Source organism: Devosia sp. J20-27, assembly GCF_055808595.1.
Genome location: NZ_CM147875.1, coordinates 1,540,559 through 1,565,740, shown reverse-complemented (window position 1 = coordinate 1,565,740; position 25,182 = coordinate 1,540,559). Strand labels below are relative to the sequence as shown.

Annotated in this window: 32 protein-coding genes and 2 tRNA genes; 15 read left to right on the top strand and 19 right to left on the bottom strand. The window is 64.0% G+C overall.

The genetic code is table 11. The features are described 5' to 3' along the window. Positions 1-3 precede the first annotated feature (3 nt). Positions 4-759 carry a thermonuclease family protein gene (locus AC0L4C_RS07700; RefSeq protein ID WP_473403039.1) on the bottom strand — a complete coding sequence of 252 codons (756 nt, stop codon included), beginning with the start codon at positions 757-759 and terminating at the stop codon, positions 4-6. Between the two features lie 295 nt (positions 760-1,054). Here AC0L4C_RS07700 and AC0L4C_RS07695 point away from each other — a divergent pair, with 295 nt between their 5' ends. Beyond that, on the top strand, positions 1,055-1,774 hold the full coding sequence (locus AC0L4C_RS07695) for a Crp/Fnr family transcriptional regulator (protein ID WP_473403476.1): 720 nt from the start codon (positions 1,055-1,057) through the stop codon (positions 1,772-1,774). Next, positions 1,771-2,046 (top strand): DUF6894 family protein, encoded by a 276-nt coding sequence (locus tag AC0L4C_RS07690; RefSeq protein WP_473403038.1) that lies wholly within the window; start codon positions 1,771-1,773, stop codon positions 2,044-2,046. Before AC0L4C_RS07695 ends, AC0L4C_RS07690 begins: the two co-directional genes overlap by 4 nt. Here the strand turns inward: AC0L4C_RS07690 and AC0L4C_RS07685 are convergent. From AC0L4C_RS07685 to AC0L4C_RS07670, 4 genes are all read right to left on the bottom strand, one after another. After that, entirely contained in the window at positions 2,029-2,880 is an 852-nt protein-coding gene (locus AC0L4C_RS07685) for a universal stress protein (RefSeq protein WP_473403037.1), read from the bottom strand. The two genes, AC0L4C_RS07690 and AC0L4C_RS07685, sit on opposite strands and share 18 nt — an antisense overlap. 1 nt (position 2,881) lies before the next feature. Further along, on the bottom strand, positions 2,882-3,952 hold the full coding sequence (locus AC0L4C_RS07680; protein ID WP_473403036.1) for a quaternary amine ABC transporter ATP-binding protein: 1,071 nt from the start codon (positions 3,950-3,952) through the stop codon (positions 2,882-2,884). Beyond that, complete coding sequence (locus AC0L4C_RS07675; protein ID WP_473403035.1) at positions 3,949-4,821, bottom strand: ABC transporter permease; 873 nt, start codon at positions 4,819-4,821, stop codon at positions 3,949-3,951. The genes AC0L4C_RS07680 and AC0L4C_RS07675 overlap by 4 nt, the downstream gene beginning before the upstream one ends. A gap of 70 nt (positions 4,822-4,891) precedes the next feature. After that, positions 4,892-5,902 carry a glycine betaine ABC transporter substrate-binding protein gene (locus tag AC0L4C_RS07670; RefSeq protein WP_473403034.1) on the bottom strand — a complete coding sequence of 337 codons (1,011 nt, stop codon included), beginning with the start codon at positions 5,900-5,902 and terminating at the stop codon, positions 4,892-4,894. Positions 5,903-6,291: 389 nt separating this feature from the next. Between AC0L4C_RS07670 and AC0L4C_RS07665 the strand changes: the two genes are divergently transcribed. Continuing rightward, a tRNA-Arg gene (locus AC0L4C_RS07665) sits at positions 6,292-6,368 on the top strand. Positions 6,369-6,591: 223 nt separating this feature from the next. Here the strand turns inward: AC0L4C_RS07665 and AC0L4C_RS07660 are convergent. From AC0L4C_RS07660 to ribD, 4 genes are all read right to left on the bottom strand, one after another. Next, positions 6,592-8,121 carry a P-loop ATPase, Sll1717 family gene (locus tag AC0L4C_RS07660; RefSeq protein WP_473403032.1) on the bottom strand — a complete coding sequence of 510 codons (1,530 nt, stop codon included), beginning with the start codon at positions 8,119-8,121 and terminating at the stop codon, positions 6,592-6,594. Between the two features lie 256 nt (positions 8,122-8,377). Next, a complete protein-coding gene (locus AC0L4C_RS07655; protein ID WP_473403031.1) occupies positions 8,378-9,559 on the bottom strand; it encodes a mandelate racemase/muconate lactonizing enzyme family protein in 1,182 nt (393 codons plus the stop codon). A 74-nt stretch (positions 9,560-9,633) separates the two neighbouring features. Next, positions 9,634-10,248 carry a GTP cyclohydrolase II gene (locus tag AC0L4C_RS07650; RefSeq protein WP_473403030.1) on the bottom strand — a complete coding sequence of 205 codons (615 nt, stop codon included), beginning with the start codon at positions 10,246-10,248 and terminating at the stop codon, positions 9,634-9,636. After that, the gene (ribD, locus tag AC0L4C_RS07645; protein WP_473403029.1) at positions 10,245-11,300 is read right to left on the bottom strand and encodes a bifunctional diaminohydroxyphosphoribosylaminopyrimidine deaminase/5-amino-6-(5-phosphoribosylamino)uracil reductase RibD; all 1,056 of its coding nucleotides are present in this window, start codon (positions 11,298-11,300) and stop codon (positions 10,245-10,247) included. The genes AC0L4C_RS07650 and ribD overlap by 4 nt, the downstream gene beginning before the upstream one ends. A gap of 160 nt (positions 11,301-11,460) precedes the next feature. Here ribD and AC0L4C_RS07640 point away from each other — a divergent pair, with 160 nt between their 5' ends. The 3 genes from AC0L4C_RS07640 to AC0L4C_RS07630 all read left to right on the top strand — a co-directional run bounded on the left by AC0L4C_RS07640 (position 11,461) and on the right by AC0L4C_RS07630 (position 12,966). Continuing rightward, complete coding sequence (locus tag AC0L4C_RS07640) at positions 11,461-12,171, top strand: flavodoxin family protein (protein ID WP_473403028.1); 711 nt, start codon at positions 11,461-11,463, stop codon at positions 12,169-12,171. Between the two features lie 89 nt (positions 12,172-12,260). Next, the gene (locus AC0L4C_RS07635; protein ID WP_473403027.1) at positions 12,261-12,728 is read left to right on the top strand and encodes a CAP domain-containing protein; all 468 of its coding nucleotides are present in this window, start codon (positions 12,261-12,263) and stop codon (positions 12,726-12,728) included. After that, complete coding sequence (locus AC0L4C_RS07630; RefSeq protein WP_473403026.1) at positions 12,718-12,966, top strand: sulfurtransferase TusA family protein; 249 nt, start codon at positions 12,718-12,720, stop codon at positions 12,964-12,966. The genes AC0L4C_RS07635 and AC0L4C_RS07630 overlap by 11 nt, the downstream gene beginning before the upstream one ends. Here the strand turns inward: AC0L4C_RS07630 and AC0L4C_RS07625 are convergent. Both AC0L4C_RS07625 and AC0L4C_RS07620 read right to left on the bottom strand, forming a co-directional pair. Then, complete coding sequence (locus tag AC0L4C_RS07625; protein ID WP_473403025.1) at positions 12,963-14,033, bottom strand: D-alanyl-D-alanine carboxypeptidase family protein; 1,071 nt, start codon at positions 14,031-14,033, stop codon at positions 12,963-12,965. The two genes, AC0L4C_RS07630 and AC0L4C_RS07625, sit on opposite strands and share 4 nt — an antisense overlap. Positions 14,034-14,146: 113 nt before the next feature. Continuing rightward, positions 14,147-14,839 carry a helix-turn-helix transcriptional regulator gene (locus AC0L4C_RS07620; RefSeq protein WP_473403024.1) on the bottom strand — a complete coding sequence of 231 codons (693 nt, stop codon included), beginning with the start codon at positions 14,837-14,839 and terminating at the stop codon, positions 14,147-14,149. Positions 14,840-14,916: 77 nt separating this feature from the next. On the opposite strand from AC0L4C_RS07620, the gene AC0L4C_RS07615 reads away from it, so the two are divergent. Further along, complete coding sequence (locus AC0L4C_RS07615; RefSeq protein WP_473403023.1) at positions 14,917-15,489, top strand: DJ-1/PfpI family protein; 573 nt, start codon at positions 14,917-14,919, stop codon at positions 15,487-15,489. 30 nt (positions 15,490-15,519) lie between these two features. Here the strand turns inward: AC0L4C_RS07615 and AC0L4C_RS07610 are convergent, their stop codons facing one another. After that, complete coding sequence (locus AC0L4C_RS07610) at positions 15,520-15,948, bottom strand: DoxX family protein (RefSeq protein ID WP_473403022.1); 429 nt, start codon at positions 15,946-15,948, stop codon at positions 15,520-15,522. A 189-nt stretch (positions 15,949-16,137) separates the two neighbouring features. Here AC0L4C_RS07610 and AC0L4C_RS07605 point away from each other — a divergent pair, with 189 nt between their 5' ends. From AC0L4C_RS07605 to AC0L4C_RS07585, 5 genes are all read left to right on the top strand, one after another. Next, positions 16,138-16,581 (top strand): winged helix-turn-helix transcriptional regulator, encoded by a 444-nt coding sequence (locus tag AC0L4C_RS07605; protein WP_473403021.1) that lies wholly within the window; start codon positions 16,138-16,140, stop codon positions 16,579-16,581. A gap of 1 nt (position 16,582) precedes the next feature. After that, positions 16,583-17,350, top strand: a complete 768-nt coding sequence (aac(3), locus tag AC0L4C_RS07600; RefSeq protein WP_473403020.1) for an aminoglycoside 3-N-acetyltransferase — start codon at positions 16,583-16,585, stop codon at positions 17,348-17,350. 81 nt (positions 17,351-17,431) lie between these two features. Further along, the gene (locus AC0L4C_RS07595) at positions 17,432-18,148 is read left to right on the top strand and encodes an AzlC family ABC transporter permease (protein WP_473403019.1); all 717 of its coding nucleotides are present in this window, start codon (positions 17,432-17,434) and stop codon (positions 18,146-18,148) included. Then, positions 18,138-18,440: an AzlD family protein gene (locus AC0L4C_RS07590; protein ID WP_473403018.1), complete on the top strand. Its 303-nt coding sequence runs from the start codon at positions 18,138-18,140 to the stop codon at positions 18,438-18,440. Before AC0L4C_RS07595 ends, AC0L4C_RS07590 begins: the two co-directional genes overlap by 11 nt. Before the next feature lie 57 nt (positions 18,441-18,497). Continuing rightward, positions 18,498-19,091 (top strand): hypothetical protein, encoded by a 594-nt coding sequence (locus tag AC0L4C_RS07585; RefSeq protein ID WP_473403017.1) that lies wholly within the window; start codon positions 18,498-18,500, stop codon positions 19,089-19,091. Between the two features lie 15 nt (positions 19,092-19,106). On the opposite strand, the gene AC0L4C_RS07580 is transcribed toward AC0L4C_RS07585, so the two are convergent. After that, positions 19,107-19,191: transfer RNA gene (locus AC0L4C_RS07580), tRNA-Leu, on the bottom strand. A 120-nt stretch (positions 19,192-19,311) separates the two neighbouring features. Between AC0L4C_RS07580 and AC0L4C_RS07575 the strand changes: the two genes are divergently transcribed. Together AC0L4C_RS07575 and AC0L4C_RS07570 are read left to right on the top strand one after the other, a co-directional pair. Then, positions 19,312-20,175, top strand: coding sequence for a DUF72 domain-containing protein (locus AC0L4C_RS07575; protein WP_473403016.1), 864 nt, complete (start codon positions 19,312-19,314; stop codon positions 20,173-20,175). Positions 20,176-20,248: 73 nt separating this feature from the next. Beyond that, positions 20,249-20,773 carry a disulfide bond formation protein B gene (locus AC0L4C_RS07570; RefSeq protein WP_473403015.1) on the top strand — a complete coding sequence of 175 codons (525 nt, stop codon included), beginning with the start codon at positions 20,249-20,251 and terminating at the stop codon, positions 20,771-20,773. On the opposite strand, the gene AC0L4C_RS07565 is transcribed toward AC0L4C_RS07570, so the two are convergent. The 5 genes from AC0L4C_RS07565 to AC0L4C_RS07545 form a co-directional block, all read right to left on the bottom strand. Then, the gene (locus tag AC0L4C_RS07565) at positions 20,770-21,072 is read right to left on the bottom strand and encodes a type II toxin-antitoxin system RelE/ParE family toxin (protein ID WP_473403014.1); all 303 of its coding nucleotides are present in this window, start codon (positions 21,070-21,072) and stop codon (positions 20,770-20,772) included. The genes AC0L4C_RS07570 and AC0L4C_RS07565 overlap by 4 nt on opposite strands. Continuing rightward, positions 21,069-21,329: a type II toxin-antitoxin system ParD family antitoxin gene (locus tag AC0L4C_RS07560; protein WP_473403013.1), complete on the bottom strand. Its 261-nt coding sequence runs from the start codon at positions 21,327-21,329 to the stop codon at positions 21,069-21,071. The genes AC0L4C_RS07565 and AC0L4C_RS07560 overlap by 4 nt, the downstream gene beginning before the upstream one ends. 58 nt (positions 21,330-21,387) lie before the next feature. After that, positions 21,388-21,945 carry an HNH endonuclease gene (locus AC0L4C_RS07555; protein ID WP_473403012.1) on the bottom strand — a complete coding sequence of 186 codons (558 nt, stop codon included), beginning with the start codon at positions 21,943-21,945 and terminating at the stop codon, positions 21,388-21,390. Between the two features lie 94 nt (positions 21,946-22,039). Beyond that, complete coding sequence (locus AC0L4C_RS07550; protein WP_473403011.1) at positions 22,040-22,690, bottom strand: alpha/beta hydrolase; 651 nt, start codon at positions 22,688-22,690, stop codon at positions 22,040-22,042. Beyond that, positions 22,687-23,349 (bottom strand): DNA-3-methyladenine glycosylase family protein, encoded by a 663-nt coding sequence (locus tag AC0L4C_RS07545; RefSeq protein WP_473403010.1) that lies wholly within the window; start codon positions 23,347-23,349, stop codon positions 22,687-22,689. Before AC0L4C_RS07545 ends, AC0L4C_RS07550 begins: the two co-directional genes overlap by 4 nt. Between AC0L4C_RS07545 and gluQRS the strand changes: the two genes are divergently transcribed. After that, entirely contained in the window at positions 23,348-24,196 is an 849-nt protein-coding gene (gluQRS, locus tag AC0L4C_RS07540) for a tRNA glutamyl-Q(34) synthetase GluQRS (protein ID WP_473403009.1), read from the top strand. The two genes, AC0L4C_RS07545 and gluQRS, sit on opposite strands and share 2 nt — an antisense overlap. Here the strand turns inward: gluQRS and AC0L4C_RS07535 are convergent. After that, positions 24,193-25,137 carry an NAD-dependent epimerase/dehydratase family protein gene (locus tag AC0L4C_RS07535; RefSeq protein ID WP_473403008.1) on the bottom strand — a complete coding sequence of 315 codons (945 nt, stop codon included), beginning with the start codon at positions 25,135-25,137 and terminating at the stop codon, positions 24,193-24,195. The genes gluQRS and AC0L4C_RS07535 overlap by 4 nt on opposite strands. Positions 25,138-25,182: the final 45 nt, after the last annotated feature.

Below are 25,182 nucleotides of genomic sequence, written 5' to 3'. Positions count from 1 at the left end.
ACGTCATCGCGCGGCCAGAACCTCGATCTGCTCGGGATGGGTCACTTCGATGCGTGGACCATCCCGGTCGTCCACCCACCCGCGTATTCGCACCAGCGCTCCCTCAAGCGCCAGAGGGTCCAGTCCGCTGTCGACGAACAGGCGCAACGCCCGTCCCTCGATCACGGCAGTGAAATCTTCTTTCCAGTAGCGGCCGAAGTTGAGAAAGACGCGCCCGCCGGAGTTTTCCGCCAGCAGCACCCGTCCCTCGACAAGTTCGTATTGGCCTGCACGCGCAACAATCGCGTCGGGCCGGTCCGCACGGCGCACGGTGTAGTAGGGATCGCTCCAGATGCCAAGCCGCATCGTGCGCGCCGTGGTCTCGGCGGCCATCAAATCTGCAATGCATCGCCGGTTGTCGGGGAACGAGTAGACCCGCGCCAGGCCATCGGCCACCATCTGCCGCTGCACCCACAGCTGCGGTTCGTCGATGACGAACAGCTGGCCGAGGACGCGGTCGTAGCGGTCGCGGGTCTCGCCGCCATGACGCACCTCGACATCCTTGCCCATGACGAGGGCCTCGAGCCGCGCCTTTGCCGTTTCGGCCTGCGGCCAGGCCGGGAAGTCCTCGCGGCCCTGCGGCAGCTTGGGCGCCTGGATGCCGACGAGGCGCACCTTGAGGTCGTTGTCGAGCAGCACGGTGTCGCCGTCGGTGACGCTCACCACCTTGCCCTTCGGACCCGCGACGAGGCCGTCGCAGCCAGACGATACACTGGTCATGGCCAAGCTTACCGCCATGACGGCCAGTCCAGCTGCATGTGTGATCCGCAAAATCCGCCCCAAATCGACGCGGCGCATAAAAGCATGCAATTGCGGCAAAAATCATCCGCCTGCAGCGGGCTGCCGGCCACTGTTGCAGCGCGGCAACGCCCCCGCTTCGGGAGGCCGGCAGGGGGAGCCGCGCCGGGTCGAACTGCAACCCCGCGGCGGGTCAGCCGGTTATCGACTGTATGAATGGAATGATCCGAACCGGACGACACCGGAGATTGTCGCGATGATCGACGCCATCGACGACCTGCTCGACCCGCTCTATGCGCGGCTGGGAGCGCGCGACCAGTTGCGGGCCGACGAACGGCGCGAACTGCGCGCCATCGCCGGACCGATCCGCACCTTCATGGCCGGGACCGACATGGTGACGGAGGGCGCCCGCGTCACCCGCAGTACGCTCATGGTCAGCGGCTACTCGATCCGCTATCGCATGCTGGCCGGGGGCGAGCGGCAGATTACCGCCATTCACATCCCTGGCGACTTCGTCGACCTGCACAGCTTTCTGCTCAAGACCATGGACCACAGCGTCGGCGCCCTGAGCGCCTGCTCGGTGGTGGTCTATGACCACAAGGATCTCGAGGCGGTGACGCGGCGCCACCCGCACCTGACCCGCATGCTCTGGCTGTCGACGCTGCTGGACGGCGCCGTGCATCGGGAATGGATCGTCGGCATGGGGCGGCTGTCGGCCTTTGCCCGGCTGGCGCATCTGATCTGCGAGCTCTACGTCCGGCTCAATGTTACTGGGCAGACCAGCAGCGCGCATTTCGACCTGCCGATCACCCAGATGGAACTGGCCGACACTCTGGGCATTTCGGCTGTACACGTGAACCGCGTGCTGCAGGAGATGCGGGACAAGGCACTGGTCAGCTGGAAAGGCTCCCATATCGAGATCCTCGACTGGCAGAAACTGGTGGATGCTGCCGAATTCGACCCCACCTACCTGCAATTGAACCAGGAGCCACGATGACCCGTTATTTCTTCGACATATCCGACCGCGACGGCACCGTCCGGGACGATATCGGCATCGAGCTCGACAGTATCGGAGAAGCAGTGGCGGAGGCGCGGCGGGCGCTGGGCGAAATGCTCATGGATGCGCTGCACGCCACCGAGCGCAACCACTTTGAAATCCGCATCCGCGATGGCGTCGAAGGGCCCTACCTGCTCTGGGTCAGCAGCGACGGCATTTCTTCCGCTGACGCGGCAGCGGCAGAAGCAGAAAAATCAGCTGCAAAGCAGTAGCGGCGTCTGGCAGGCCCGGGTGACTTCGCTGGTCAGGCTGCCAAAGATCAGCGACTTGATCCGCGAGCGGCCGAAGGCTCCCATCACCACGAGATCGACATTGTCCTCGACGACGCGGACCGGGATGACCCGCTCCGGATCGCCATCGGCAACCTCGACACGAGCCTCGAAGCCGGCGGCCCGCAGGCGCTCGCCGGCACTGTCGAGCAGTGACTGCAACTTGGCGTCGGCCGGGCCGACATGCAGCACCGTGCAGGGCATGGGCCTGACAAGGCCACCTGACACCAGAGTGTCCACCGAGGCAGCCGAGGACGCGTCACTGTCGAAGGCCACGAGGCAGCGACCGATGTCGCGGAACGAGCGCGGCACTACCAGCACGGGTTTGCTGCTGGCCCGCACCACACGCTCGACATTGGACCCCAGCGGCAACCGCGCCAGATCGGCGTTCTCCCCGCGCTTGCCGATGATGACGAGATCGGCATCGGCATTCTCTTCGGCAATGGTCTGCTGCAGGTCGCCCTCAAGGATGCGGGCGCGGGCCAGGGTCACCCCCCGCTCCGCCAGTGTGGCGCGGGCCTGGGTGAACTGCACCTCGGCCCGCACCCGCGCATCCTCGATTTCCTCGCGATTGCCATGGGCAAGTTCCTGCGCGAGGAACGGTGCGCCCCCGGCAACCACCGGACCCGCCACTGCCAGGCTGCGCGCCTGCAGTTCGGCGGGCGAGATGACATGCAGCAGGTCGATGTCCGCACCGGTCTGTGCGGCGACCCAGGCGGCATGCTCGATCACGCTCTGCGCGTAGATCGACCCATCGATGGCTGCCAGTATGCGCATGTCAGGCGTTCTCCAGGCTCGCCGCTGCCGGCTCCGCCGGTGCTGGCGTATAGCGCGCCAGTGCCTTGATGACCCGGCGGGCCGTGACGCGTCCGATCTGGGCACCGTCGGCATCGACGACACCCACCCATTCATGGTCTGCAAACAGCGGCAGCACATCCTCGCAGCGCGCCGAGGCAGGCACTGCAACTTCGCACGGTTCGGTGTTCGCTTCCATGATCGTCTTGACGTGAATGGCACGCGCCTTGTTCACGTCGCGGACGAACTCCTCGATGTGCTCGTTGGCCGGGTTGAGAACGATCTCCTCCGGCTTGCCGACCTGCTGCACCGCACCATCCTTGAGCACCGCGACGCGATCGCCGATCTTGAGCGCCTCGTCGAAGTCATGGGTGATGAACAGGATGGTCTTGTTGAGCTCCTTCTGCAGCGAGATCAGCTGATCCTGCATGCCCGAACGGATCAGCGGATCCAGGGCCGAGAACGCCTCGTCCATCAGGATAATGTCGGTATCGAGGGCCAGCGCCCGGGCGAGACCGACGCGCTGCTGCTGACCGCCCGAGAGCTGACGCGGCTGCGAGTTCTCGTACCCGGCCAGACCCACGATCTCGATCCACTTGGCCGCCTCGTCAAGACGCTGGCGCTTGGGTACGCCCCGCACCTCCAGACCATAGGCGACATTGTCGATGACCGAACGGTGCGGCAGCAGGCCGAATTTCTGGAACACCATGGCGACACGGGTGCGCCGGAAGGTCCGCAGCTCTTCGAGGCTCATCTTGAGCACGTCGGTCCCGTGCACGAAGATCTCGCCGGCGGTCGGCTCCATCAGCCGGTTGACGTGCCGGATGAGGGTGGACTTGCCCGAACCGGACAGGCCCATCACCACAAAGATCTGCCCGCTCGCAATGTCGAGCGAGACATTGTCGAGGCCGACCACGTGGCCGGTCTCGGCCTGCACCTGCGACTTCGACTTGCCCGACTGCAGTTCGGCCAGCGCCCCCTGCGGATCCTTGCCGAAGATCTTGGTGACGTTGCGGATCTTGATGGCCAGCTCTTTTTCCGAAACCTCGCTCATGTGCGTGCCTCCGCCAGACCGATGCGTCCCTGCAGCTGCTTGCCGAAGGACTGGGTGATGCGATCAAAGATGATCGCCAGGACAACGATGCCGAGACCGGCAAACAGGCCGCGGCTGACTTCCAGACGGCCGATACCCTGCAGCACCTGGTAACCGAGGCCACCCGCACCGATCATCGAGGCGATGACCACCATGGCCAGCGCCATCATGGTCGTCTGGTTGATGCCGGCGAGAATGGTTGGCAGCGCCAGCGGAATCTGCACGCCCAGCAGTCGCTGTGTCGGATTGGTGCCGAACGACCGGCTGGCTTCCATCACCGCCGGATCGACCGAGCGCAGACCGAGGTCGGTGAGGCGCACCAGCGGCGGCGCCGCATAGATGATGGTGGCGATCAGCGCCGGGATCTTGCCCGGGCCGAAGATCATCACCGTCGGAATGAGATAGACGAAGCTGGGCAGCGTCTGCATCAGGTCGAGGATCGGCGTCAGGACCTGCCGCACCTTGAGCGACCGCGACATCCATACGCCGACCGGGATCGAGAGGATGATGGCGGTGATGGTCGCCGACAGCATGAGCGCCGTGGTGACCATGGCGTCATTCCACAGCTCCATGATGCCGGTCAGCAGCAGGGAGACCAGCACCACGGCGGGGAGCTGCCATTTGCGAGTGGCTAGCCAGGCGATGCCGGTGAGCAGCGAGATGATCAACCACCATGGCGTGGCCAGCAGCAACTGTTCGATGCTGCGCAGCAGGATCAGCAGCGGATAGGCTGCGCCCTCGAAAAAGTCGCCCCAGTTGCGGACGACCCAGTTCAGACCTTCATCCACCGCCTTGCGCAGTGGCTTGGTATCGACAATTTCAGGAAACATGTGTTGCCTCGTTTGAAAGCAGAATGCGGCCGGGCAAGGCCCGGCCGCACGAAAGCTCTGCTGCTATTGACTAGAGACTGGCGCGAACCTTGTCCGCGACGTCGGCCGGAACCCACTTGGTCCAGACTTCCTCACGGGTCTTCAGGAAGTTCTCGGCGGTCTCGATGCCACCGGCCTGATTCTCGAGGCCATAGACGAGGAGCGAGCTGATCTCGTCATTGGGCATGCCCACCTTGCCGAAGTACTCGGCAACGGCCGGAGCTTCCTCGGCGACCCAGGAGGCAGCGCCGACGATCACGCGCGACGACGGCCAGTCGGTCTTGCCCGACTCGGTGCAGTCCGAATCCGTGTTGCAGGTGTAGATGTCCATGTCGACCGGCGGCATTTCCAGCTTGGTCGCATCGACCGAACCGAGGATGGCCGTCGGGCCCCAGTAGTAGAACATGATCGGCTCATCGCGCAGGAAGGCGCGCTGGATCGATGCGGCAAGTGCAGCCGAACCGGTCGAGAACAGGTTCCAACCCTTGTCTTCCATCTCATAGGCTTCGAACATGCTCGAAACGGCAAGCTCGGCAGCCCAGCCCGGAGGACCACCGTAGATACGGCCCTTGGACGGATCTTCGGGATCGGCAAACAGCGTCGGCTGCGCGATCGCATCGTCGATGGTGACGATGTTGTTGGCCTTGGCCACGGCGGTCGGGATGAACACACCCTCGATGGTACCGTCGGTGATGGCCTGGCCGAGGTCCTTGACGGTACCTTCGGCTTCACCCTCGCCCCATGCGTCCTCGATCGAGCTCATCCAGAGCTCGGGCGCAACGGCCGGCTGGCCGCGGCCGATCATCGACGCGGCGGTCGGCACGGTGTTGCCCGGCACGACCTCGACGTTGCAGCCGTAGCCATCGGCCAGAATCTTCGCATGGATGTGCGCCAGCGCGGAGGCTGAGGCCCAATCCATCTCGGCAATATCGATCTTCTTGTCGGTACCGCACGCCGTCTCGGCGCCCGTTGCCTGAACTGGCAAGCTCGCCGCGGCACCAAGAGCAACCGCAGTCAGCACGCCTTTCCAGAAATTCTTCATGCAATATTCTCCTTGGATGATGTCTGAGGCGCGGCGTATACCGCCTCGCAGCAGCAGTCGTCAACCGTAGCAAGTTAGAAACCAAGAGTGACCGTTGAATACATATTTGCAATAAGTAGATAATCCAGCACGAACTATACGAGGTATTTCTACTTCACATCGTCAACTTTACGCCTACTACCCTGCAAGACACGTCAAATCGTTCACTGATAACTACATGTCGACTGGAAGTAGACGCCGCAGGCACGGTGGCAGCCCGCTCGCCCGCCCGGACATCGAGTCACCCGCCGTGGCATCCGGGCGGCGACGACCGTTTTGCCCCGCAGCGCGCGGCGCCCGCCGGACTTGGTGGTTTGCAGGATCAGCAGGTTTTGCTATGTGGCAGATGTGACCCCGTAGCTCAGCCGGATAGAGCGCAGGATTCCTAATCCTGAGGCCATGAGTTCGAATCTCATCGGGGTCGCCACTATTGTGGATAATCAGTGGGTTAGAACGTTTTTTCTGAGAAGGTTAGAACGTGCACGTCCTAGACGCAGCGATGCGCCGCTGCAATTGGCGCACTTTCTGCATTGGTCAACGTGGCCAACGCACTGAAAGCTTCGGCGGCAATTCCAACTTTTGTGTCCACCCAAAACTGTAACGTATGTGCGTGCAGCACCCGCACTCCGCCGGGGGGCTAGAGATGCGCACTAGACATCGTCGGCATCGGCCTTGCCCTGCACTAGCTTCAGTGCATCGCGATATAGGAATGGCACCCAGAAGGTTGGTTCGGCTTTCGATCCCCGCTCCTCAAAGAAACCGATCGCCACTAGTTCCCGTGCTTTTGCAATGGCTTCCTCTCGGTTCAAACGCCAAAGGCCTGACAAGCTATCTGGCGTCTGCTCGGCCTTCTGCCCTTCAAGTTTTTCGACAAGGTCGCGCTCTTTGGGATACTCAGCGTAAATGTAACTTGTAAGCCTCGCACTCGAGACTGTAGGGAGCGCAAGCTTGAACACTGTACGGTCGAATAGCTGCTCGCCCTGCGGTGCCCCGCCGCGCTCAAGACGCCTAATCTCCTCTCCCAGAATGCAGTTCAAGAGGTGTATCAACTCTCTGGGCGCAGTCTTACCAGAACCATCGGCACACCGAGCCACCATCCAGTTGAAAGTTGTTGCTTTCTGAGGCCCCTGTTCGACCTGCTTGGGAAATATCCTCCCAAAAAGCTCGTCTTGAAGCTTGATGTCGGCCATCACCGCATCACGGTTGATGCCATAGTCACCAACGAAGACATCGTTACTGAGCACCCGACGCATGACTAGATTTCGGAGCATCTCCGACGTCCACTGCATGACGATATATCGAGTGATGTGGCTTAGCTCGCGCATGCCAGGACCGACGATGCGGTTCCAGATGTCCTCTCGGAGGAAGATCTTCAGGGCAATATTCTCGAGCGCTCCAAGATCGCTATAAACACGTACTAAGGCTCGGATCGCGTTGGCTTCTAGAAGATGGTTTTCCGCAAAGGCGACATCAAGCCGATCGAGGAGTATCCAAGTCGTATATCCGCTCAGTTTCAGTGCACGGTTCACATGGGTGAACATGCCGTCCAAAGAAGCATAGCCCTTCGTGCGCAGTTCCCCAGACGGTTCCTTGAGCGAAATTCGTCCAATGATACCAGTAGGTGCTCCTGAGTTCGGGTCAAGCTCCACCCCTGCCTCAATCCCACCTGCCAAAAGCCGCCGAGCGAAGTTTTGGGCCATTCGCAAAAGCCCCGGAAGATTTAGCTTTGCTTCGAGAAGTCCCTGCTCCTCCAAGGCGGCATATACCTTACCCACCTCGCCATCATCTACGCCAAAATCTCTCAGCTCGTGGCAAACGATAGTTAACAAATAGATTTTCCAAAGAACTACAAACTCGGCCTCGCTAGCTGGAGGGTCCGATATTAAGTCACGGAATACGGTCGTACCGCGTGGGTTTTCTCCACTTACCAGAAGTATTTTGCGGTCAAAAAACTTGTTAATATTCTTCTTCAAGAGAAGATAAATTGCGCTCTTGCCAGCGCCTTTTTCTCCACGAATTATGTCAATCTCGCCTCGTTCAATACGAACCCACTGATCGGTCTGAACAAAATAGTTCTCGAGGAACTGAACCTCATCCTCGGCGACCTGGGAACCAAACGTCATCTCTTTAAGTAAGGATAGGCGGTTCATATTTTCCCTCAAAAAAATATCGACATACAATACTCACAATACCTGCAGTGTTAAGCGCAAATTTTCTACAGAGATGCGCTGCCTATATAGCCAATGTCGCGTCGCGCGTGTCGCTGAGCCGACCGCCGTTTGCCCTACCAAAAGGTTAGAACATTTCCCAAATTGCATAAGGGTTACAACGGGCACATACGGGAGATTTGACGGCCTCAAAACATTCTAACCCCTTGATTTTAAACAAACTGTGTAGTCTCATCGGGGTCACCACCAACTTCCCCTCGCAACGACATCAGTCCCAGTACGGCTCGCCCGCGTAGCGGTGGCCCTTGAGCCAGTCGTGGTCGGGCAGGAAGCCGAGGCCGGGCGCCGTGCCGATGGTCATGCGGCCGTCCTTGATTTGCAGCGGGTTTTCGGCCGCCCATTCCAGCCCGATGGCGCGATGCGCGCACTCGATGCGCGGACAGTTGAAGATGGCGGCGCCCAGTTGCTGGCTGGCCAGATTGAGCAGCAGGCCGCTGACATTGTGCAGCGTCATCGGCGTGCGATAGAGCGCGGCCAGATCGGCGATCGCCTTGGTGCCGGTGATGCCGCCCGAACAGAAGATATCGGGCTGCAGGCAATCGACGGCCTGGTGCTGCAGGAAAGGCAGCGCTTGCTCGGCTAGTTCGATGTTCTCGCCGGTCATGATCGGCAGGCTGGTGTGGCGACGCAGCGCCATCCAGTTTTCGGCATAGCCCGGCTGCAGCGGATCCTCGTAGTAGAGCGGCTTGATCTCCTCGACCGCCTTGGCCACGGCAATGGCGCTGGGGGTATCGAGCTCGTTGTGGCAATGCACGATAATGTCGATCTCTTCGCCGAAATGCTCGCGCGCCAGCTCATAGGAGCGGCGGACCTTGCGGATGTCGCCGGGCGACAGGCTCGGCACATATTGCTGCATGTGCAGACCGAGGCACGAGTGGATATCCACCTTGTAGGCGGTGAAGCCCTGCGGCTCGGCCCTGAGCTGGGCGACGCGGTCGGGCCAGGCACCGGCATCGGTGAAATCGCCCTGCGGACAATGCGAATAGAGCGCGATGTCATCGCGGAAGCGGCCGCCCAGCAGCTGGTGGACCGGCTGGCCCAGCAGCTTGCCGGCGAGGTCCCAGAGCGCCATGTCGATGCCCGAGAGCACCTGCATCTCGCGCCGCCGCTGCGGGAAGATGCTGAACATGTTGTGGTGGTGCACCTTGATGGCCAGCGGGTCCTTGCCGATCAGTCCCAGATGCGGCAGGCGGCCGCCGCCCTTGGCGTGCGTGTCGATGGTCGCCCGCACGTGGGTGCCGTCGATGTCGCCGCACTCGCCATAGCCGGAAACACCCGCATCGGTGTCGACACGCACGAGGCAGAAGCCGCTGTCGAGCCGCATGGCCCGGATGTCGGTGATCTTGGTCAGGCCACGCAGTGGCGCGGCAGCACTGTCGAGTTCAGTCAAAGTCGTGTCCCCCTCATTGGCGCGCATCCTTGCCCACCACCGGCCACTTGTCACCTGCAGACGGCGACGGGTCGTCAGCTTTTCGGCAGTTGCAGGTCGTGACCCAGTCGCGCCTGTTTGGTCATCAGGTAGTCGAGGTTGAACCGGTTGGGCGGCACGACCAGCGGCCGCTGCTGGCGGACGGCGATGCCGTGGCGCGCGAGGGCGGCGACCTTGGCCGGATTGTTGGTCAGCAGGTCGATCGTCCCGATGCCGAACCAGGTGAGGATGTCGGCCGCGGCGGCATAATCCCGGCTGTCCGCCGGCAGGCCGAGGCCGATATTGGCGGCCACCGTATCCTCGCCCGCGTCCTGCCGGGCATAGGCACGGACCTTGTTGGCGAGCCCGATGCCGCGCCCCTCATGATCGCGCAGGTAGACCACGATGCCACCCGCCTCGCCGACCAGCCGCATGGCCTCGCGGAGCTGTGCGCCGCAATCGCAGCGCAGCGAGCCCAGCGCATCGCCGGTCAGGCACTCGGAATGCACACGGACCAGCGGCACGTCAGGCCAGGGCGCCGACACGATGGCGAGGTGCTCGACCCCGTCGGCCGTGACGAAGGCATGCATGCGCATGGGATCGGCGGAGAACTCTGTCGGCAGCGCCGCATCGCCAGCATGCTCGATCTGGGGAGGGGCCGGATGGGTCATGCTGACTCCCTCACGGGCTCACCGACAATGTCGTGCCGGAGTGGAGAGGTCATGATCCGCGCTGTGTCACCGGCGCGGGACCGCAGCAGCACCTTGTCCGGCGCGCCGTCGCGGGCGGCCTGCTGGATCAGCACGTGCTCGTCCCACTGGCCGGTCTGCAGTACCGCCCGGGTGAGCGCCGGTCCGGCCTCGACCAGAACGTCCAGGCAGCCGCTGCTGCCCAGATGTGTCAGCGCCTCGTGCAGATCGGCATGGATGGAAACGCCGAAGCCGCGCGCCCGTGCAGCCTCGATGTAGGTCTGCGGCACGCGTCGGCGGCGGTCCATGATCACCAGTTGCCGTCGTTTTTCGGGGAAGTCCTGCACCAGACGCACGGTGAAGGCCGGATCGTCGGCGAGGATGGTCCCCGACCCGGTCAGTACCGCGTCCGCCTCCTTGCGCAATTGGTGCGCCAGGGTCAGCGACGCCGGGTCGGTGAAGGTGGTGTGGCCGGCGGGCGGGACCATGCTGCCGGCGCGAGTCAGCGCCTGCTTGACCGTCACCCAGGGCACTCCGGTCCGGACCCACTTGCTGAACGGCGCAATCAGCCGCGTGCAGATCGCCGCGAAATGCGGCGCCTCAGGTACGGGGAGGTCAGCGATCAGCTGCACCGACAGGCCTGCCGCCACCAGCACCTCCATGCCGCCACCACGCACCTGCGGGTTGGGATCACGGGTGCCTACCCAGACGCGTCGCGCCGGACTGGCCAGGAGCGCAGCGCTGCAGGGTGGCGTGCGCCCGCTATGGGTACAGGGTTCGAGTGTCACCAGAACCGTGTCGATCCGCTCGTAGCTGCCGTTCCGCCGGCAAAGCTCCAGTGCCAGCACTTCTGCATGCGCTTCGCCGGCGCGCTGATGCGCGGCGGCGGCCAGCACGCGTCCGTCACTGTCGAGAAGCACGCAGCCGACGGGGGGATTGGGTGCCGTGGCGCCGCAGCGATCCAGGGCGAGTTCAATCGCCTTTTCAAACCCCTTGGCAATAGCGACAGGATCGGGGCCGGCGTGTTGCGACATGCGGATATTCACCTTGCTGGAATGGTCTCTGGCGCCTCAACGCGCCAGGCGCCGCAGCGTTCGAAATCAATCCGGGCCCAATCAATCTGGGCCATGGAATGGCAACGTCTCTGCCGCTCGGCAGTTAGCCTGAGGAACCCAGATCAAGCCGGAGACCGACATGCCCACCCAGCTCAAAGCCGTCATCATCAATTGCAGCCTGAAGCGCGAGGCCGGAAAGTCGCATACCGGCACCCTGCTGCAATCGGTGCAGGGCATCCTCGAAAAGAACCACACTGACGTCGACATGATCCATGCCGCGGCGCACGATATCGCCTTCGGTGTCTATCCGGACATGACCGAGCACGGCGCCACCAAGGACGACTGGCCCGAACTCTGGAAGAAGGTCGATGCCGCCGACATCCTCGTGATCGGCACGCCGATCTGGCTGGGCCGCGAGAGCTCGATCTGCCGCGTGGTGATCGAGCGGCTCTATGCCATGTCGGGCATGCTCAACGACGAGGGCCAGAGCATTTTCTACGGCAAGGTCGGCGGCGCGGCCATTACCGGCAATGAGGACGGCATCAAGGCCTGCGCCATGTCGATCCTCTATTCGATGGGACACATCGGCTACACCATTCCGCCGCAGGCCGATTGCGGCTGGATCGGCGAGGCCGGTCCCGGTCCCTCCTATGGCGACGATGTCGATGGCAAGCCGGCGGGATTCGACAATGACTTCACCAAGCGCAACACCACCATCATGACCTGGAACCTCATCCATCTCGCCCGCATGCTCAAGCAGTCGGGCGGCTACCCCAACGAGGGCAACGACCGCAATGCCTGGAAGGCCGGGCAGCATTTCGGCTACGAGAACCCGGAATACCGCGCCTGAGCCTATTCTGATGTTGCCGGCGGGCGCACCTTGACCTTGCCCCAATTGCAGGGCTAGTGCGCCCACCTGTCACGCGCCAAGGATGTCCGATGAAAGCCACCGCCCTCGCCCCGATCCTTGCTGCCGGCCTGGCCGCTCTGGCGCTTGCCGCCTGTTCGCCCGGCGGCGGCGGTGCCCTGTCGGCAGGTCTGACCCAGCGCATGGACCAGCCCGGCGCCAGCCTGAACCAGGCCGAGGCGCTCGGCATCGTCAATCACTTCCGCGCCGCCAGCGGCGTCGGCCAGCTGGCGGCAGACAGCTCGCTCGACGCCACCGCGCAGGGTCTTGCAGCCGCCTATGCCCGGTCCGGCACCTCGCCCAAGCGCCCCGACGGCACGGTCGGCCTCCGCTCCAGCGCCGGCTATCCCAATTTCGCCGAGACCTTTTCAGGCTGGCGCAATGCCCCCGAGGACGCCTCGGTGCTGACCGACCGGGCCGCGACACGCGCCGGCATCGGCGTGGCCTATGACCCGAGCTCGACCTACGGCATCTACTGGGTGCTGCTGCTTGACGACTGAGCCGGAAACACTCGACGCCCGCGGGCTGAAATGCCCGCTACCGGTGCTCAAGATGGAAAAACGACTGGCGCAACTCGGCGCTGGCGCCGCGCTTGTCGTGCTGGCCACCGACCCGATGGCGAAGATCGATATCCCGCTCTATTGCCGGCAGCATGGCTATGACTGCGCCGTCTCCAGCGAGGGCGACGTGCTGCGCTTTGCCATCACCAGACCGGCGGCAGCGAACCAGCCTGGCTAGTTGACGGACGCCGTCGCCATCGGCGCGGTATAGGGACGCGGGCGCGGCAGCGGCACATCGACGAGGATGCCGAGGTCGGTTGCCTCATAGGTGACACCGTCGATCTCGTCGGTGAGATAGCTCGGCTGGCCCTTCAGCCCCAGCGGATATTCCGCCTGACGCGCTGCGACATATTCCTTGGACTGCTTGCCGCAGATCAGCGGCCGCATGTCGACCGGCTCCGCCGCGATGTTGCGCACGTCCAGAATGCTCTGGCCCCTGCCCTTCACGGCGCCGGAAAGACCGCGCAGGAAGAGCTCGGCCGCCATCTCGTTGCGCTCGCGCGCCGATGAGCCGCCCAGCACCACGCCGAGCAACTGCCGGCCGGACCGGTTGACCGTTGCCACTATATTGAGACCGGAGGCGCAGACATAGCCGGTCTTCATGCCGGTGGTGCCCTGAAAGTGCTCGAGCAGCCCGTTATTGGTCTCGAGGCTGGCCTTGCCCAGTTGCACCGCTTCGGTGCCGAACATCGGCAGGTATTGCGGATAGTCGCGCCAGATGTAGAGCGTCAGCACGGCCAGATCGCGCGCCGACGTCACCTGACCCGGATGATGCAGACCATGCGGGTTTTCATAATGGGTGGCGGTCAGGCCCATGGCCGTGGCCATGGCGTTCATCTCGGCGACGAACTTGTCCGATGACCCCGACACCGTCTCGCTGATGGCGACGGCGATGTCGTTGGCCGACTTCACCACCAGAATGTAGAGCGCATCCTTTAGAGTGATCGATGCCCCCACCGCCAGCCCGGATTTGGACGGCGCCTGGTTCCAGGCGTTCTTGGAGATCTTGACCTTGGTATCGAGGCTGACGCGGCCCTGCGCGATGGCGGCAAAGGTGACATAGGCCGTCATCAGCTTGGTCAGCGAGGCCGGATGCCAGGGCTGCCCGCCATCGTCATTGTAGAGCACTTCGCCGCTCTGCATGTCGACCAGCAGCATGGGATTGGCCATGCCCGGGCCGGACAGCAGCAGCGACAGGACGAGCAGCGGAATGGCAAACAAACGCCTGAACAGATGCGCAGCCAAGGCGACTCCCGTTTGTCGATTTTGATGTGGGCCGCTTGTAACAGCGGCAGGGTGCAAGCTCAACAAGACCAGTCCCGACTGACAGGTTTTTGAATAGGCGCGGCGCCCGTCTTCTAGGTCAAATCGGGCAGATTGTTGGCCTTTCGCCAACGATGGAACAGCGTCCGCCGTGGTTCCGGCAGCGCGGCGGCCAACAGCTCGAGGCTCTGCATCCGGTCGATGCGGAAACTGCGAAAGTCCTGCCGCAGCGTACAGAAGGCCATCAGCGCCTGGTGGTTTTCGAAATAGCCCAGCGCCACCGGATAGACGACGCGCGACGTCACCTGCCCCTGCTTGTCACGATAGCCGATGCTGATCTGCCGCTCCTCGCGCAGGGCCCGGCGCAGGTCGGCCAGCGGACTGCCGCTGGGCAGCGTCTGGGGCGGAATGGCAAACAGCCCCACCGATTCCATCTCGTCGCGGCGCTCGCCCGGCAGCACCGCGGCGATCTTGGCGCTGGCATCGTGCGCCGTGCGCGCCATCTGGCTGTCCGGCCCCTGCATCAGCAGGCGCAGGCCGAGCACCAGCGCCTCGACCTCCTCGTCGGAAAACATCAATGGCGGCATGAAGGTGTCGGCGCGCAGCTGGAAGCCGAGCCCCGCCTCGCCATCAATGGCCACGCCCATCGACTTGAGGCTGTCGATGTCGCGATAGAGCGAGCGCAGCGACACCCCGGTTTCCTCGGCCAGCACCGCGCCGGTGACCGGCCGACGCCGGCGCCGCAGCGCCTGCATTAGCACCAGAAGACGTTCCGATCGCCTGGCCATTGCCTGCCCTGCCCTGCTGACACAATTGGGTGGAGCCCGCGATTAGGCTCTGCCCATCAGACACAAGGAGATGGACGATGACAACTCTGGTGACAATCCTCACCGACGGCTTTGCCGATTGGGAAACTGCCCTGCTCAATGCCGCTGCCCGCAGCTTCTACCAGCTCGACACCAGCTACGCTTCGCCGGGCGGGAAGCCGGTGGTTTCGGCGGGCGGCCTGCGGGTGACCCCGGATCTGGCCATCGAGGCGATCGACGTCGGCGCCCTTGACGCCCTGATCATTTGTGGCGGCACGGCGTGGCAGGCGCCCGGTGCGCCCGACCTGGCCGCACTGGCCAAGGCCGTAGCGCGAGAGGGCAAGATTGTTGCCGGCATCTGCGACGGGACAGTTGCGCTGGCCCGCACCGAACTGCTGGACCAGATCGTCCACACCTCGAATGGCGTCGGCTATCTCGATGCCACGGGGTACAAAGGCAGGGACCGCTATCGCGACGTCCCGACAGCGGTGACGGACGGCACCATCATCACTGCCCCCGGCACCGCGCCGGTCAGCTTCATGAGCGCGATCATGACCGCGCTCGGCAAGGGTGACGACAATCTCGCCTACTATGTCGGGCTGCACGCTGCCCAGTTTCGCCAGGCAGCGTGACGATGGTGGCGGGTGACCCCGCCGCGCCGATCAGCCGCGCGGTGCGATGGGCGACTTCTTCCAGCGCCCCCAGGCCACGAACACGGCCAGCGCCAGCAGCACGATGTTGATCGGCAGGGTCGACGCCGTTTCGCCGAGCGAGGCGTGCGTGCCGATGGCAAGCACCTGGATCACCGCAAAGCCGGCTGCCGCCAGAGGCGTCAGCCATGGCAGGATGCGGGTGGCCGCCGGCAGGATGACGCCGAGAGCACCGAGGAACTCGACTGCGCCGATGAAACGGACCAGCCATTCCGGGCTGACCGTGACCCAGGTCATCATGGCGCCCAGATCGGCGACGGGCGTCATCAGCTTCATCACGCCCGCCATGCCGAAGCCGATGGCAAGCAGCACCTGTGCCGCCCAAAGAGAGATGCTCCACCAGTTCCTGCCGGCGGATGTGTGTGTCGTTGCGTCAGTCACGAAAGCCTCCAAAGCTTCGGTTACCAATAAGAACCTAGGCTATATGCGTGACTGAGTACCGGTCGCAAGCAGGCACATTCTTTACACTGGCTCCAGATGTGACCGGTTGGCCTGAGCCGCGCCCCCGCAACCGGAAATCTCTCGGGACGCCCCTAGTCACTTTGAGTAACCGTGTCTATATTTGTGACCATGAGCACGCCATTCAAAGAACCAGCAATCGCCAAGCGCGATCCGGAGCTGTCCGCCACCTGCACTGCCATGGGCGACATCCTCAACCGCATCGGTGACAAATGGAGCGTCATGATTGTGGGACAACTGACCCACAAGACCATGCGTTTCAATGAACTGCGCCATGCGATTGGCGGCATCAGCCAGCGCATGCTGACCCTGACGCTGCGCAACCTCGAGCGTGACGGCCTCGTCACGCGCACCGTGTTTCCCGAAATTCCGCCGCGCGTCGAGTATCAGCTGACCGATCTCGGCCGCACCCTGACCGCACCCTTGGAGGCGCTGTGGCTCTGGGCGGGCGAGAACCAGTCCAAGGTGCAGCAGGCCCGCCACGCCTATGACGTCGATCATGGCGTCGAGGAGGAACGGCCGCCGGAACGCCGCTACGCCGGTGCCGTCCGCTAAAGTGCCATGGCAGACGCGCCGCACGCTCCGGGCCGATCTCGCGGCCATCGGAGTCGCTCCGGGCGATTCCCTGATGGTGCATGCCGGCCTCCGCGCCATCGGACCGGTACTGGGTGGCGCCGACACGGTGATTGCCGCATTGCGCGACGCTGTGGGACCAACCGGGACCCTGCTGGCCTATGCCGACTGGCAGGGCGATGACGCGGCTCTCGCCGATCCCGCCCTGCGCAACGACATCCCGCCGTTCGATGTAAGAACCTCTCGTGCCAATCGTGCCTACGGCGCCTTTGCCGAGATGCTGCGCACCACCCCGGGCGCGCTGCGCAGCGCCAATCCCGGCGCCTCCTGCGTTGCGCTGGGCCAGCGCGCCGAGTTCTTTGTGGCCGACCATGCCATGAATTTCGGCTATGGCCCGGACTCGCCATTCGGCGAACTGGTGGCGGCCGAAGGCAAGGTTCTGATGCTCGGCGCGCCGCTCGACGCCATGACGCTGCTGCACCACGCCCGCCTGCCCGACAAGCCGATCCGCCGCTATGAGGCGCCGGTCCTCGTTGACGGCGAAGTGGTGTGGCAGAGCTTCGAGGAATTCGACACCGGCGACCCGATCGTCAAATCCCTGCCCGACGACTATTTCGCGCTGGTGGTCGAAGCCTTCCTGGAAACCGGCAGGGGAAAACGCGGCACGGTCGGCCGGGCGTCCTCCGTACTGGTGCCCGCCGCCGACATCGTCCGCTTCGCCATCGCCTGGCTGGAATCGCGCTTCGGCTGACCATCGACGATCACGGTGAATGATCGTGCTGATCACCCGAAATCATCGCCGGGACATGAGAATTCGCGCTAGTAGAGCGGCATGACCTCTTCCGCTTCACCAGCCGGCAGCAGCTTTCTTCTCGGCATGCGCGTCTTCCTGCCGGTCGCCATCTCGATCGCGGCCTACGGCCTCGTCTGGGGCGTCCTCGCCGGACAGGCAGGACTGTCGCCGCTCGAGGTCCTGCTGATGAGCGGCCTGGTCTTTGCCGGGGCCAGCCAGTTCGTCGCCCTCGAGACCTGGACACCCGGCCATCTGCCGGTTCTCGCCATCATCATCACCACCGCCATCGTCAATCTGCGCATGCTGCTGATGACCGCCACGCTGCGGCCGCTGACCACCGGGCTGCCTACCTGGAAGGCACTGCTCTCGGTCTATCTGGTCGCCGACGAGAACTGGGCCATGACCATGGGCGAAGTCGCCAGAGGCCGTGGCACTGTCGGCTTTCTGGTTGGCTCCGGCGTCTGCTCCTGGCTTGCCTGGACCGGTTCGACGCTGCTCGGCCGCCTTGCCGGCGCCGCCATCGACGATCCCACCCGCTACGGCCTCGACTTTGCCTTTACCGCCACCTTCATTGCCCTGCTGCTCGGCATGTGGAAGGGCAAGGGCGATCTGTTGTCCTGGCTGGTGGCGGCGCTCGTCGCCATCGTCGCCGCAAGGACCATTCCGGGGAACTGGTACATCATCATCGGCGGCCTTGCCGGCAGCCTCTGCGGCGCCGCCATCGACAGCCGGAAGGCAGCGCCCGATGTCGCCTGAAGCACTGCTCACCATCCTCGGCATGGCCGCCGTCACCTTCGCCATCCGCGCCGGCGGCCTGCTGCTGGCCGACCGCCTGCCCCGCACCGGCTTTGTCGCCGCATGGATGCGCCATCTCCCCGCCGCCGTGCTCGCCTCGCTGGTGGCGCCGGCCGTCGCCGGCGGCGGCCTTGCCGAAGCCATCGCGGCGGCCGTGACGCTGCTGGCCTACGTGGTCAGCAGAAATCTCTTTGCTGCGATGATTGGTGGGGTGGCCAGCGTCTTTCTGCTACGTATGCTGCTGGGCGGATAACGCGAGCGGAACAGGCCGCTCTGCTTGCGGTCCGGCAAGACACTCAGGGAGCTGCGCATGCGGACCGTTACGGGACTCTTCGATACCTACCAGCACGCTGCCGACGCTGTGCGCGCACTCAAGGACGCCGGCATCCGGTCGGCCGATATCAGCTTTATTGCCAACTCTCCCGAAGAGATCGAGGAAGTCGACGTCATCGGCGATGATGCCACCACCGGTGCCGAAGTCGGCGCGCTGATCGGTGGCGCCGGCGGGCTGCTGGCCGGACTTGGCCTGCTGACCATTCCCGGCCTCGGCCCGGTCGTCGCCGGCGGCTGGCTGCTGGCCACCGCCATGGGTGCCGTCACCGGCGCCGGCATCGGTGCCACAGCCGGCGGTCTGGTGGGATCGCTGACCAGTGCCGGGGTGCCCGAACACGATGCGCATGTCTATGCCGAAGGCGTGCGCCGCGGCGGCGCGCTGGTGACAGTGCGGATCGACGATGCCCATGCCCACACCGCCGCCGACATCCTGCAGAATTGCGGCGGCATCGATATCGAGGACCGCCGCCAGACCTACCAGTCAGAAGGCTGGTCGCATTTCGAACACGACGCGATTACCGACGGCAAGGAAAAGGACGAGGCGCCACCCGTCGTGCCGCCGCTGATCTAGCGCTGCAGGAGATGGTGGTGCGGGTGGCCGGGGTCGAACCGGCACTCCTTTCGGAACCGGATTTTGAGTCCGGCGCGTCTACCAATTCCACCACACCCGCAGCAGAAGGACGAGCCGGAGTTAAGCGAAAGCCCGGTTCTCGTCAATGGACTGGCTTCCCCTCGCGCCGCATTCCCGACAAACTGCGGCCGCCCGTAGGGACGGCATCTGGAGGACGATCATGGGAACGATCAGGCTGGGCATTGCCGGCTGGGTATTCGCCGACTGGCGCGGCGAGTTCTATCCTGCCGGGCTCAAGCAGAAGGAGGAACTGGCCTATGCCAGCCGCCACCTCGGCAGTATCGAAATCAATTCGACCTTCTATTCTCACCAGAAGGCGCAGAGCTTTCGCAACTGGGCGGGCGAGACGCCCGACGACTTCGTCTTCACCGTCAAGGGCCACCAGTTCGTCACCCACATCAAGCGCCTGAAGGATGTGGAGACGCCGCTCGCCAATTTCTTTGCCTCGGGCGTGCTGGCGCTGGGCAGCCGGCTCGGTCCGTTCTGCTGGCAATTGCCGCCCAACCTCAAATATGACCGCGAGCGACTCGAGACCTTTCTGGGCCTCCTGCCGCAGGACCCCGACGCCCTGCTGGCCCTGGCGAAACAGCATGACGGCCTCAAGAACGAGCCCTGTCTCGACATCGCCGGTATCGAGACAGTCCGCCACGCCATCGAAGTTCGGCACGAGAGCTTTGCCACGCCGGAGGTGGCCGACCTCTTCCGGGCTCACAATGTGGCGCTCATTACCGCCGACACGGCGGCCTGGCCAACCACCGACGTCACCGCCGATTTCGCCTATTGCCGTTTCCAGGGGGCTCCCGGGGCCGAGCACTACGACCCCGCCCAGCTCGACCAGCGCGCCGGCTGGCTCGATGTCTGGAGCAAGGGCGATGTGCCCGATGCACCAACCCTGGCGCCGCCCGCCAAAGGGAGCGCAAGAGATGTCTTTGCCTTCTTCGTTTCCACCGACAAGGTGCACGCGCCGCGCAACGCCCGCTACGTCATGCACAAGCTCGGCATTGCGCGCGGCGATGACGCCTAGTTTACCCCGCCTCGATTGACACCTTGGAATTGGCAGCGAATAAACCGCGCACCATCGGGCCGAGGACCATCACGTGAGCGATATCACTTCCGCATCATCAGGCGCACTGGACAAGAAGGCGACCTGGCTGGCCTTCGGCCTCGGCCTTGTTGCCATCATCGGGGCCTGGGGCAGCGAACTGATCGGCGGCCTCGTCCCTTGCGAACTCTGCCTCGAGCAGCGCCTCGCCTATTACTGGGGACTGCCGGTGCTGGCCGCAATCCTCGTTCTCTGGAACCGCTTGCCACTGACCGTCTGGTACGTCGCCATGGCTGTCGCCGTCGCCATCTTCGCCTGGGGCACCTATATGGGCGGCTTCCACGCCGGCGTCGAATGGGGCTTCTGGCCCGGCCCCACGGCCTGCACCGGCCTTGGATCAACCGACCTCAGCTTCGGCGATCTCAGTGGCGAGATTGAAGCGGTGATCCCCTGCGACGTCGTGCAGTTCCGCTTCCTCGGCGTCTCGCTGGCCGGCTATAATGCACTTGTCTCGCTGGCAATTGTCGCGCTGCTGCTGGTTGCCATCTACGATCAGGTGCGCCGCTACCGGAAGGCCTAGGTTTCGGGAAACAGGATACGCTCGTGGTCGCGGGCGGCGTGGAGGACCTGGAGAACCACTACATCTCCCTCGCGCAGCACGTAGTAGACGCCGTAGTTGCCAACCAGCCGACGGCGCACACCGGTCTCTTCATGCCGTGGCACCAGCGGGTACATCATTGCCCGCTCGCCAAGCTCGGCGCATGCCGCCTGGAGACGATCGACAGTCCTGGCCGCCACGCGAGGCGATTCCTCCGCAAGGTAGTCCAGAATGCCCAGCAGATCGTCACGAGCGTTTCTGGTCAGGCGGACCCGTGTCACTTGTCGGCGTCAGCCAAGGCCTGATACCTGGCCCGAAGCTCCGCAAACACCTCTTCTGCAGGAGACATGCGACCGGCCTCGATGTCGGCCAGCCCACGCACTAGGCCCTCGTCGACGCGCTTGAGATAGGCCTCGCGCTCCTGCACCAGCCGCACGCCTTCGCGCAGGACTTCGCTTTTCGAGTTGTAGCGGCCGTTGGCGACGAGATCCGTCACCACCGCTTCAAGCTTTTCACCAAGATCGGCACTGATGGCCATGGCGTCCTCCAGAACTGGACAACCCAATAATAGTTATTGGCCGGCTGGAAGTCGAGCCCTACGGCTCCAGCTCGATGTCCCAGTAGAGATAGTCGAGCCAGCTCTGGTGCAGGTGGTTGGGCGGAAAGGCCCGGCCGTTATTGTGCAGGTCGTGCACCGTCGGCTGGTAGGGCCGCTGCATCGGCCACATCTTGATTTCGCCGGGCAGCCGGTTCGACTTCCGCAGATTGCAGGGGGCACAGGCCGCAACGACGTTTTCCCACGTCGTCCGGCCGCCCTTTGAGCGGGGAATGACGTGATCGAATGTCAGGTCGTCGCGCGATCCGCAATATTGGCAGCAGAAGCGGTCGCGCAGGAAGACGTTGAAGCGTGTGAAGGCCGGATGACGCGCCGGTTTCACATAGTCCTTGAGCGACACCACGCTGGGCAGGAACATCTCAAAGCTCGGGCTTTTGATGATCCGCTCGTAGTTGGAGACGACATGCACGCGATCCAGGCAGATTGCCTTGACGGCGTCCTGCCACGACCACAAGGACAAAGGATAATAGCTGAGCGGCCTGAAATCGGCGTTCAGAACGAGAGCTGGGCATGACTCAGGCGACACATGAACTGTCACAAGAGCCTCCCGGAACCGGAATCTGCATCAGTCATATTGCTCATAGTCTATGCCGACTATGACAGCGCTGTGAAGCGGCTATTGCAAAGCCGTGTCAGGCCGTACGGGTGCGGATGAAAGCGAGCGCAAAGTCCAGCATATCGGGCGAAATCCCGTGCCCCGTGGACGGCGAGCGGTGATAGCTCACGTCGTAGTTGAGGCCGGTCAGCGTCTCTACCGCCTCTTGGCTGAGCCTGGGATCGACGACGGTATCGAGATCGCCATGCAGAATCGCCACCGGCGGCCGGGCCGCGGATCCTTCGACGAGACCCGGAGGCGGAATCAGCGCGCCGGAGAAAGAAACGATCCCGGCAAGATCTTCGTCCAGCGACAGGCCGGCATGCAGCGCCACCATCGCCCCCTGCGAGAAACCGGCAAGGATGGTGTCTTCCGGCTTGAGCCCGGTCTGCCCCCAGAGGTCGATGAGGAAGTTGATCACCACCTCGCGGACCTTCTCTGCCCCTTCGACCCGGCCGATGGTGCGGTCGGTCTGCAGCGGAAACCACTCGAACCCCTGCGGGTTGATGGCACAGGGATGCGGCGCATTCGGAGCCACGAACATCATGTCACCGAGCTCGGTCGCCCAGTGCTGGCCGAGCGAGATGAGATCGGACCCATCCGAACCATAGCCGTGCAGCAGCACCATCAGCTTCCGGGGCTTGGGGGTCCTGGAGAGGAGCATCGGGCCTGAGAGGGTTTCAGTCACTGCAGCACGCCTTCCCTTTTCTTCATCATCGCATAATAGCGCCAGAACAGCAGGGCCGCGGTATGACGATGCGGCGACCAGGCACGGGCCATGTCGATCAACTCCTTGATCGAGGGCTGCGCGTCAAGTCCGAGCCCGTGCTGCACGGCCTTCTGCAGCGCCAAGTCGCCTGCGGGAAAGATGTCGGGGTGGCCGGCGCAGAACATCAGGTAGACTTCGGCCGTCCACGGTCCGATGCCCTTGAGGGCCACCAGTTCCGCCACCGCCGCCTCCGACGGCAGCCGGTCCAGCCGGTCGAAATCCAGCCGCCCGTCCATCACCGCCTCCGCGATCACCCCGACTGTCCGGAACTTGCCGAGCGAGAACCCGGTCGAACGTACCGCCACTTCGCTCAACTGCAGATAGCGCGCCGGATCGAGCGCCCCCTCGAGTTGCTCGAACCGCCCCCAGATGGCCCGCGCACTGGCCACGGACAGCTGCTGACCGCAGATCACCTTGGCGAGACCGGCAAAGCCGCCGGGCTGCTTGCGGATGTCGAATGTCCCTGCCCGCTGATACACATCGGCAAGCCGGTCATCGACCTCGAGCAGGCGCGCGAGGTGGCGCGCCAGCGTCTCGGCGCTGTCGAGCCGCTCGACGACTGTGCTAGATGAACTCATGAACTCTCGACCGGTCTTTCGCTTTGCGCCCAGCCCCAACGGCTATCTGCATCTGGGACATGCCTACTCCGCCCTGTTTACCGCGTTCTGGGCGGAACGCATGGGCGGGCGGTTCCTGCTGCGCATCGAAGACATAGACATGACGCGTGGCAAGCCGGAATTCACCGCGGCGATCTTCGAGGACCTGCGCTGGCTCGGTCTCGCCTGGGAAGAGCCCGTCATGCACCAGTCGACGCGCTTTGAAACTTACCTGGGTTATGCCGAAGAGCTTTGGCGGCAGGACCTGCTCTATCCCTGCTTCTGTTCCCGCACCGAGATTGCTGCCGCTGCAACGGCCACCGATCCTGACGGCGCGCCGCTCTATGCCGGCACCTGCCGGCATCTTGCCAATGCCGATGTAGAGGAAAGGCTCGCCCGCGGCGATCCGGTGCAATACCGGCTGGACTGCGCCGCCGCCACCGCGCGGACCGGCCCGCTGACCTACACGATCGCCGGCCCCACGCCGCTTGACCGGCCGCAGATCCGCTATGCGCGGCCCGAACGCTGGGGCGACGTGGTCATCCGCCGCAAGGACACCCCGACCAGCTACCACCTCAGCGTCGTCGTCGACGACGCCGCGCAGGGCGTCACCCATGTGACCCGCGGCCGCGACATGGAGGCGGCCACCGACATCCATGTGCTGCTGCAGTTTCTGCTCGGCCTGCCCTCCCCGGTCTATACCTTCCACAGGCTGCTGCTCGACGACGAGGGCAAGAAGCTCGCCAAGTCGAAAGGCTCGAAGAGCCTCCGGGACTTGCGCTCCGAAGGCTGGACTGCTGACGATGTCCGCCGCGCCGTCGGCTTCTAGGCAGCCGCCTTGCGATCGGGGAAGAACTGCCGCGTCGCAGTTGCGATGGCGGCGTCGAACGGCGTGTGAAACTCCGGCCCGAGCAGCGCCTCGAGGCGGGGATCGCGCAGTTCGATCGGCAGCTCCCAGAGATAACCCATCTTGGCAACTTCGCGCATGATCGGCTGGAATAGACCGAGAGCCGATATCAGCAGGCGCGGAAAATAGCTGACCTTGAGCCGGACCGGCGCCGCCTTTTGCACGGCCGCCGCCAGCACCTCGGGCGTGACGAAATTTCCGCCGAAGTGAAAGGTCTCGAACGCGCCGAGTTCCTCACGGTGCCAGGCCAGCTTCTCGAAGGCGCGCCCCAGATCGGGCAGATAGGCCCAGGCATGGCCGACGCCCGGCGTCCCCATCAGGGCCAGCTTGCCCTTTCCCGCCTCCATCAGCATGGCCTGGTCGAACCAGTCGCCGACATTGTCGGGGCCATAGAAATCGCCGGCCCGCAGGATGATCACCTGCATGTCGCCGCGCCGTGCGGCTGCAGCGAACTGCGCCTCGACGCGCTTCCTGATCTTGCCGCGCGGCGTCTGCGGGTGCTGCGGCAGGTCGGGCGTCAGCACGTGGTCGCTGGCCGCGTAGTTGTAGATATTGCCCGGAAACAGCAGCGTCCGTCCCGACGCTCCCATCGCCTCGGTGACGCGTGTCGCCTGCGCTTCCATGCGCCCCTTGTCCCACTGGTGATAGGGCAGGTTGAGCGCATTGACGACGACCTCGCTGTCGCCGATGGCGGCCTTCATGTCGGCGACGCTGTCCGCATCGCCTTGGTAGAACTGCACGCCGGCAATCGGCTGCTTGTTCGACCGGCCCATGCCGATGACCTCCCAGCCGGCCGCCGCGAAGGCCTGCGCTGCGTGATGGCCGATATGGCCGTTGATTCCGAGAATGGTAACTTTGTCCATGGCTGCTCTCCGCTTGTGATGAGACGAAACTAGGCCATGCCAAAC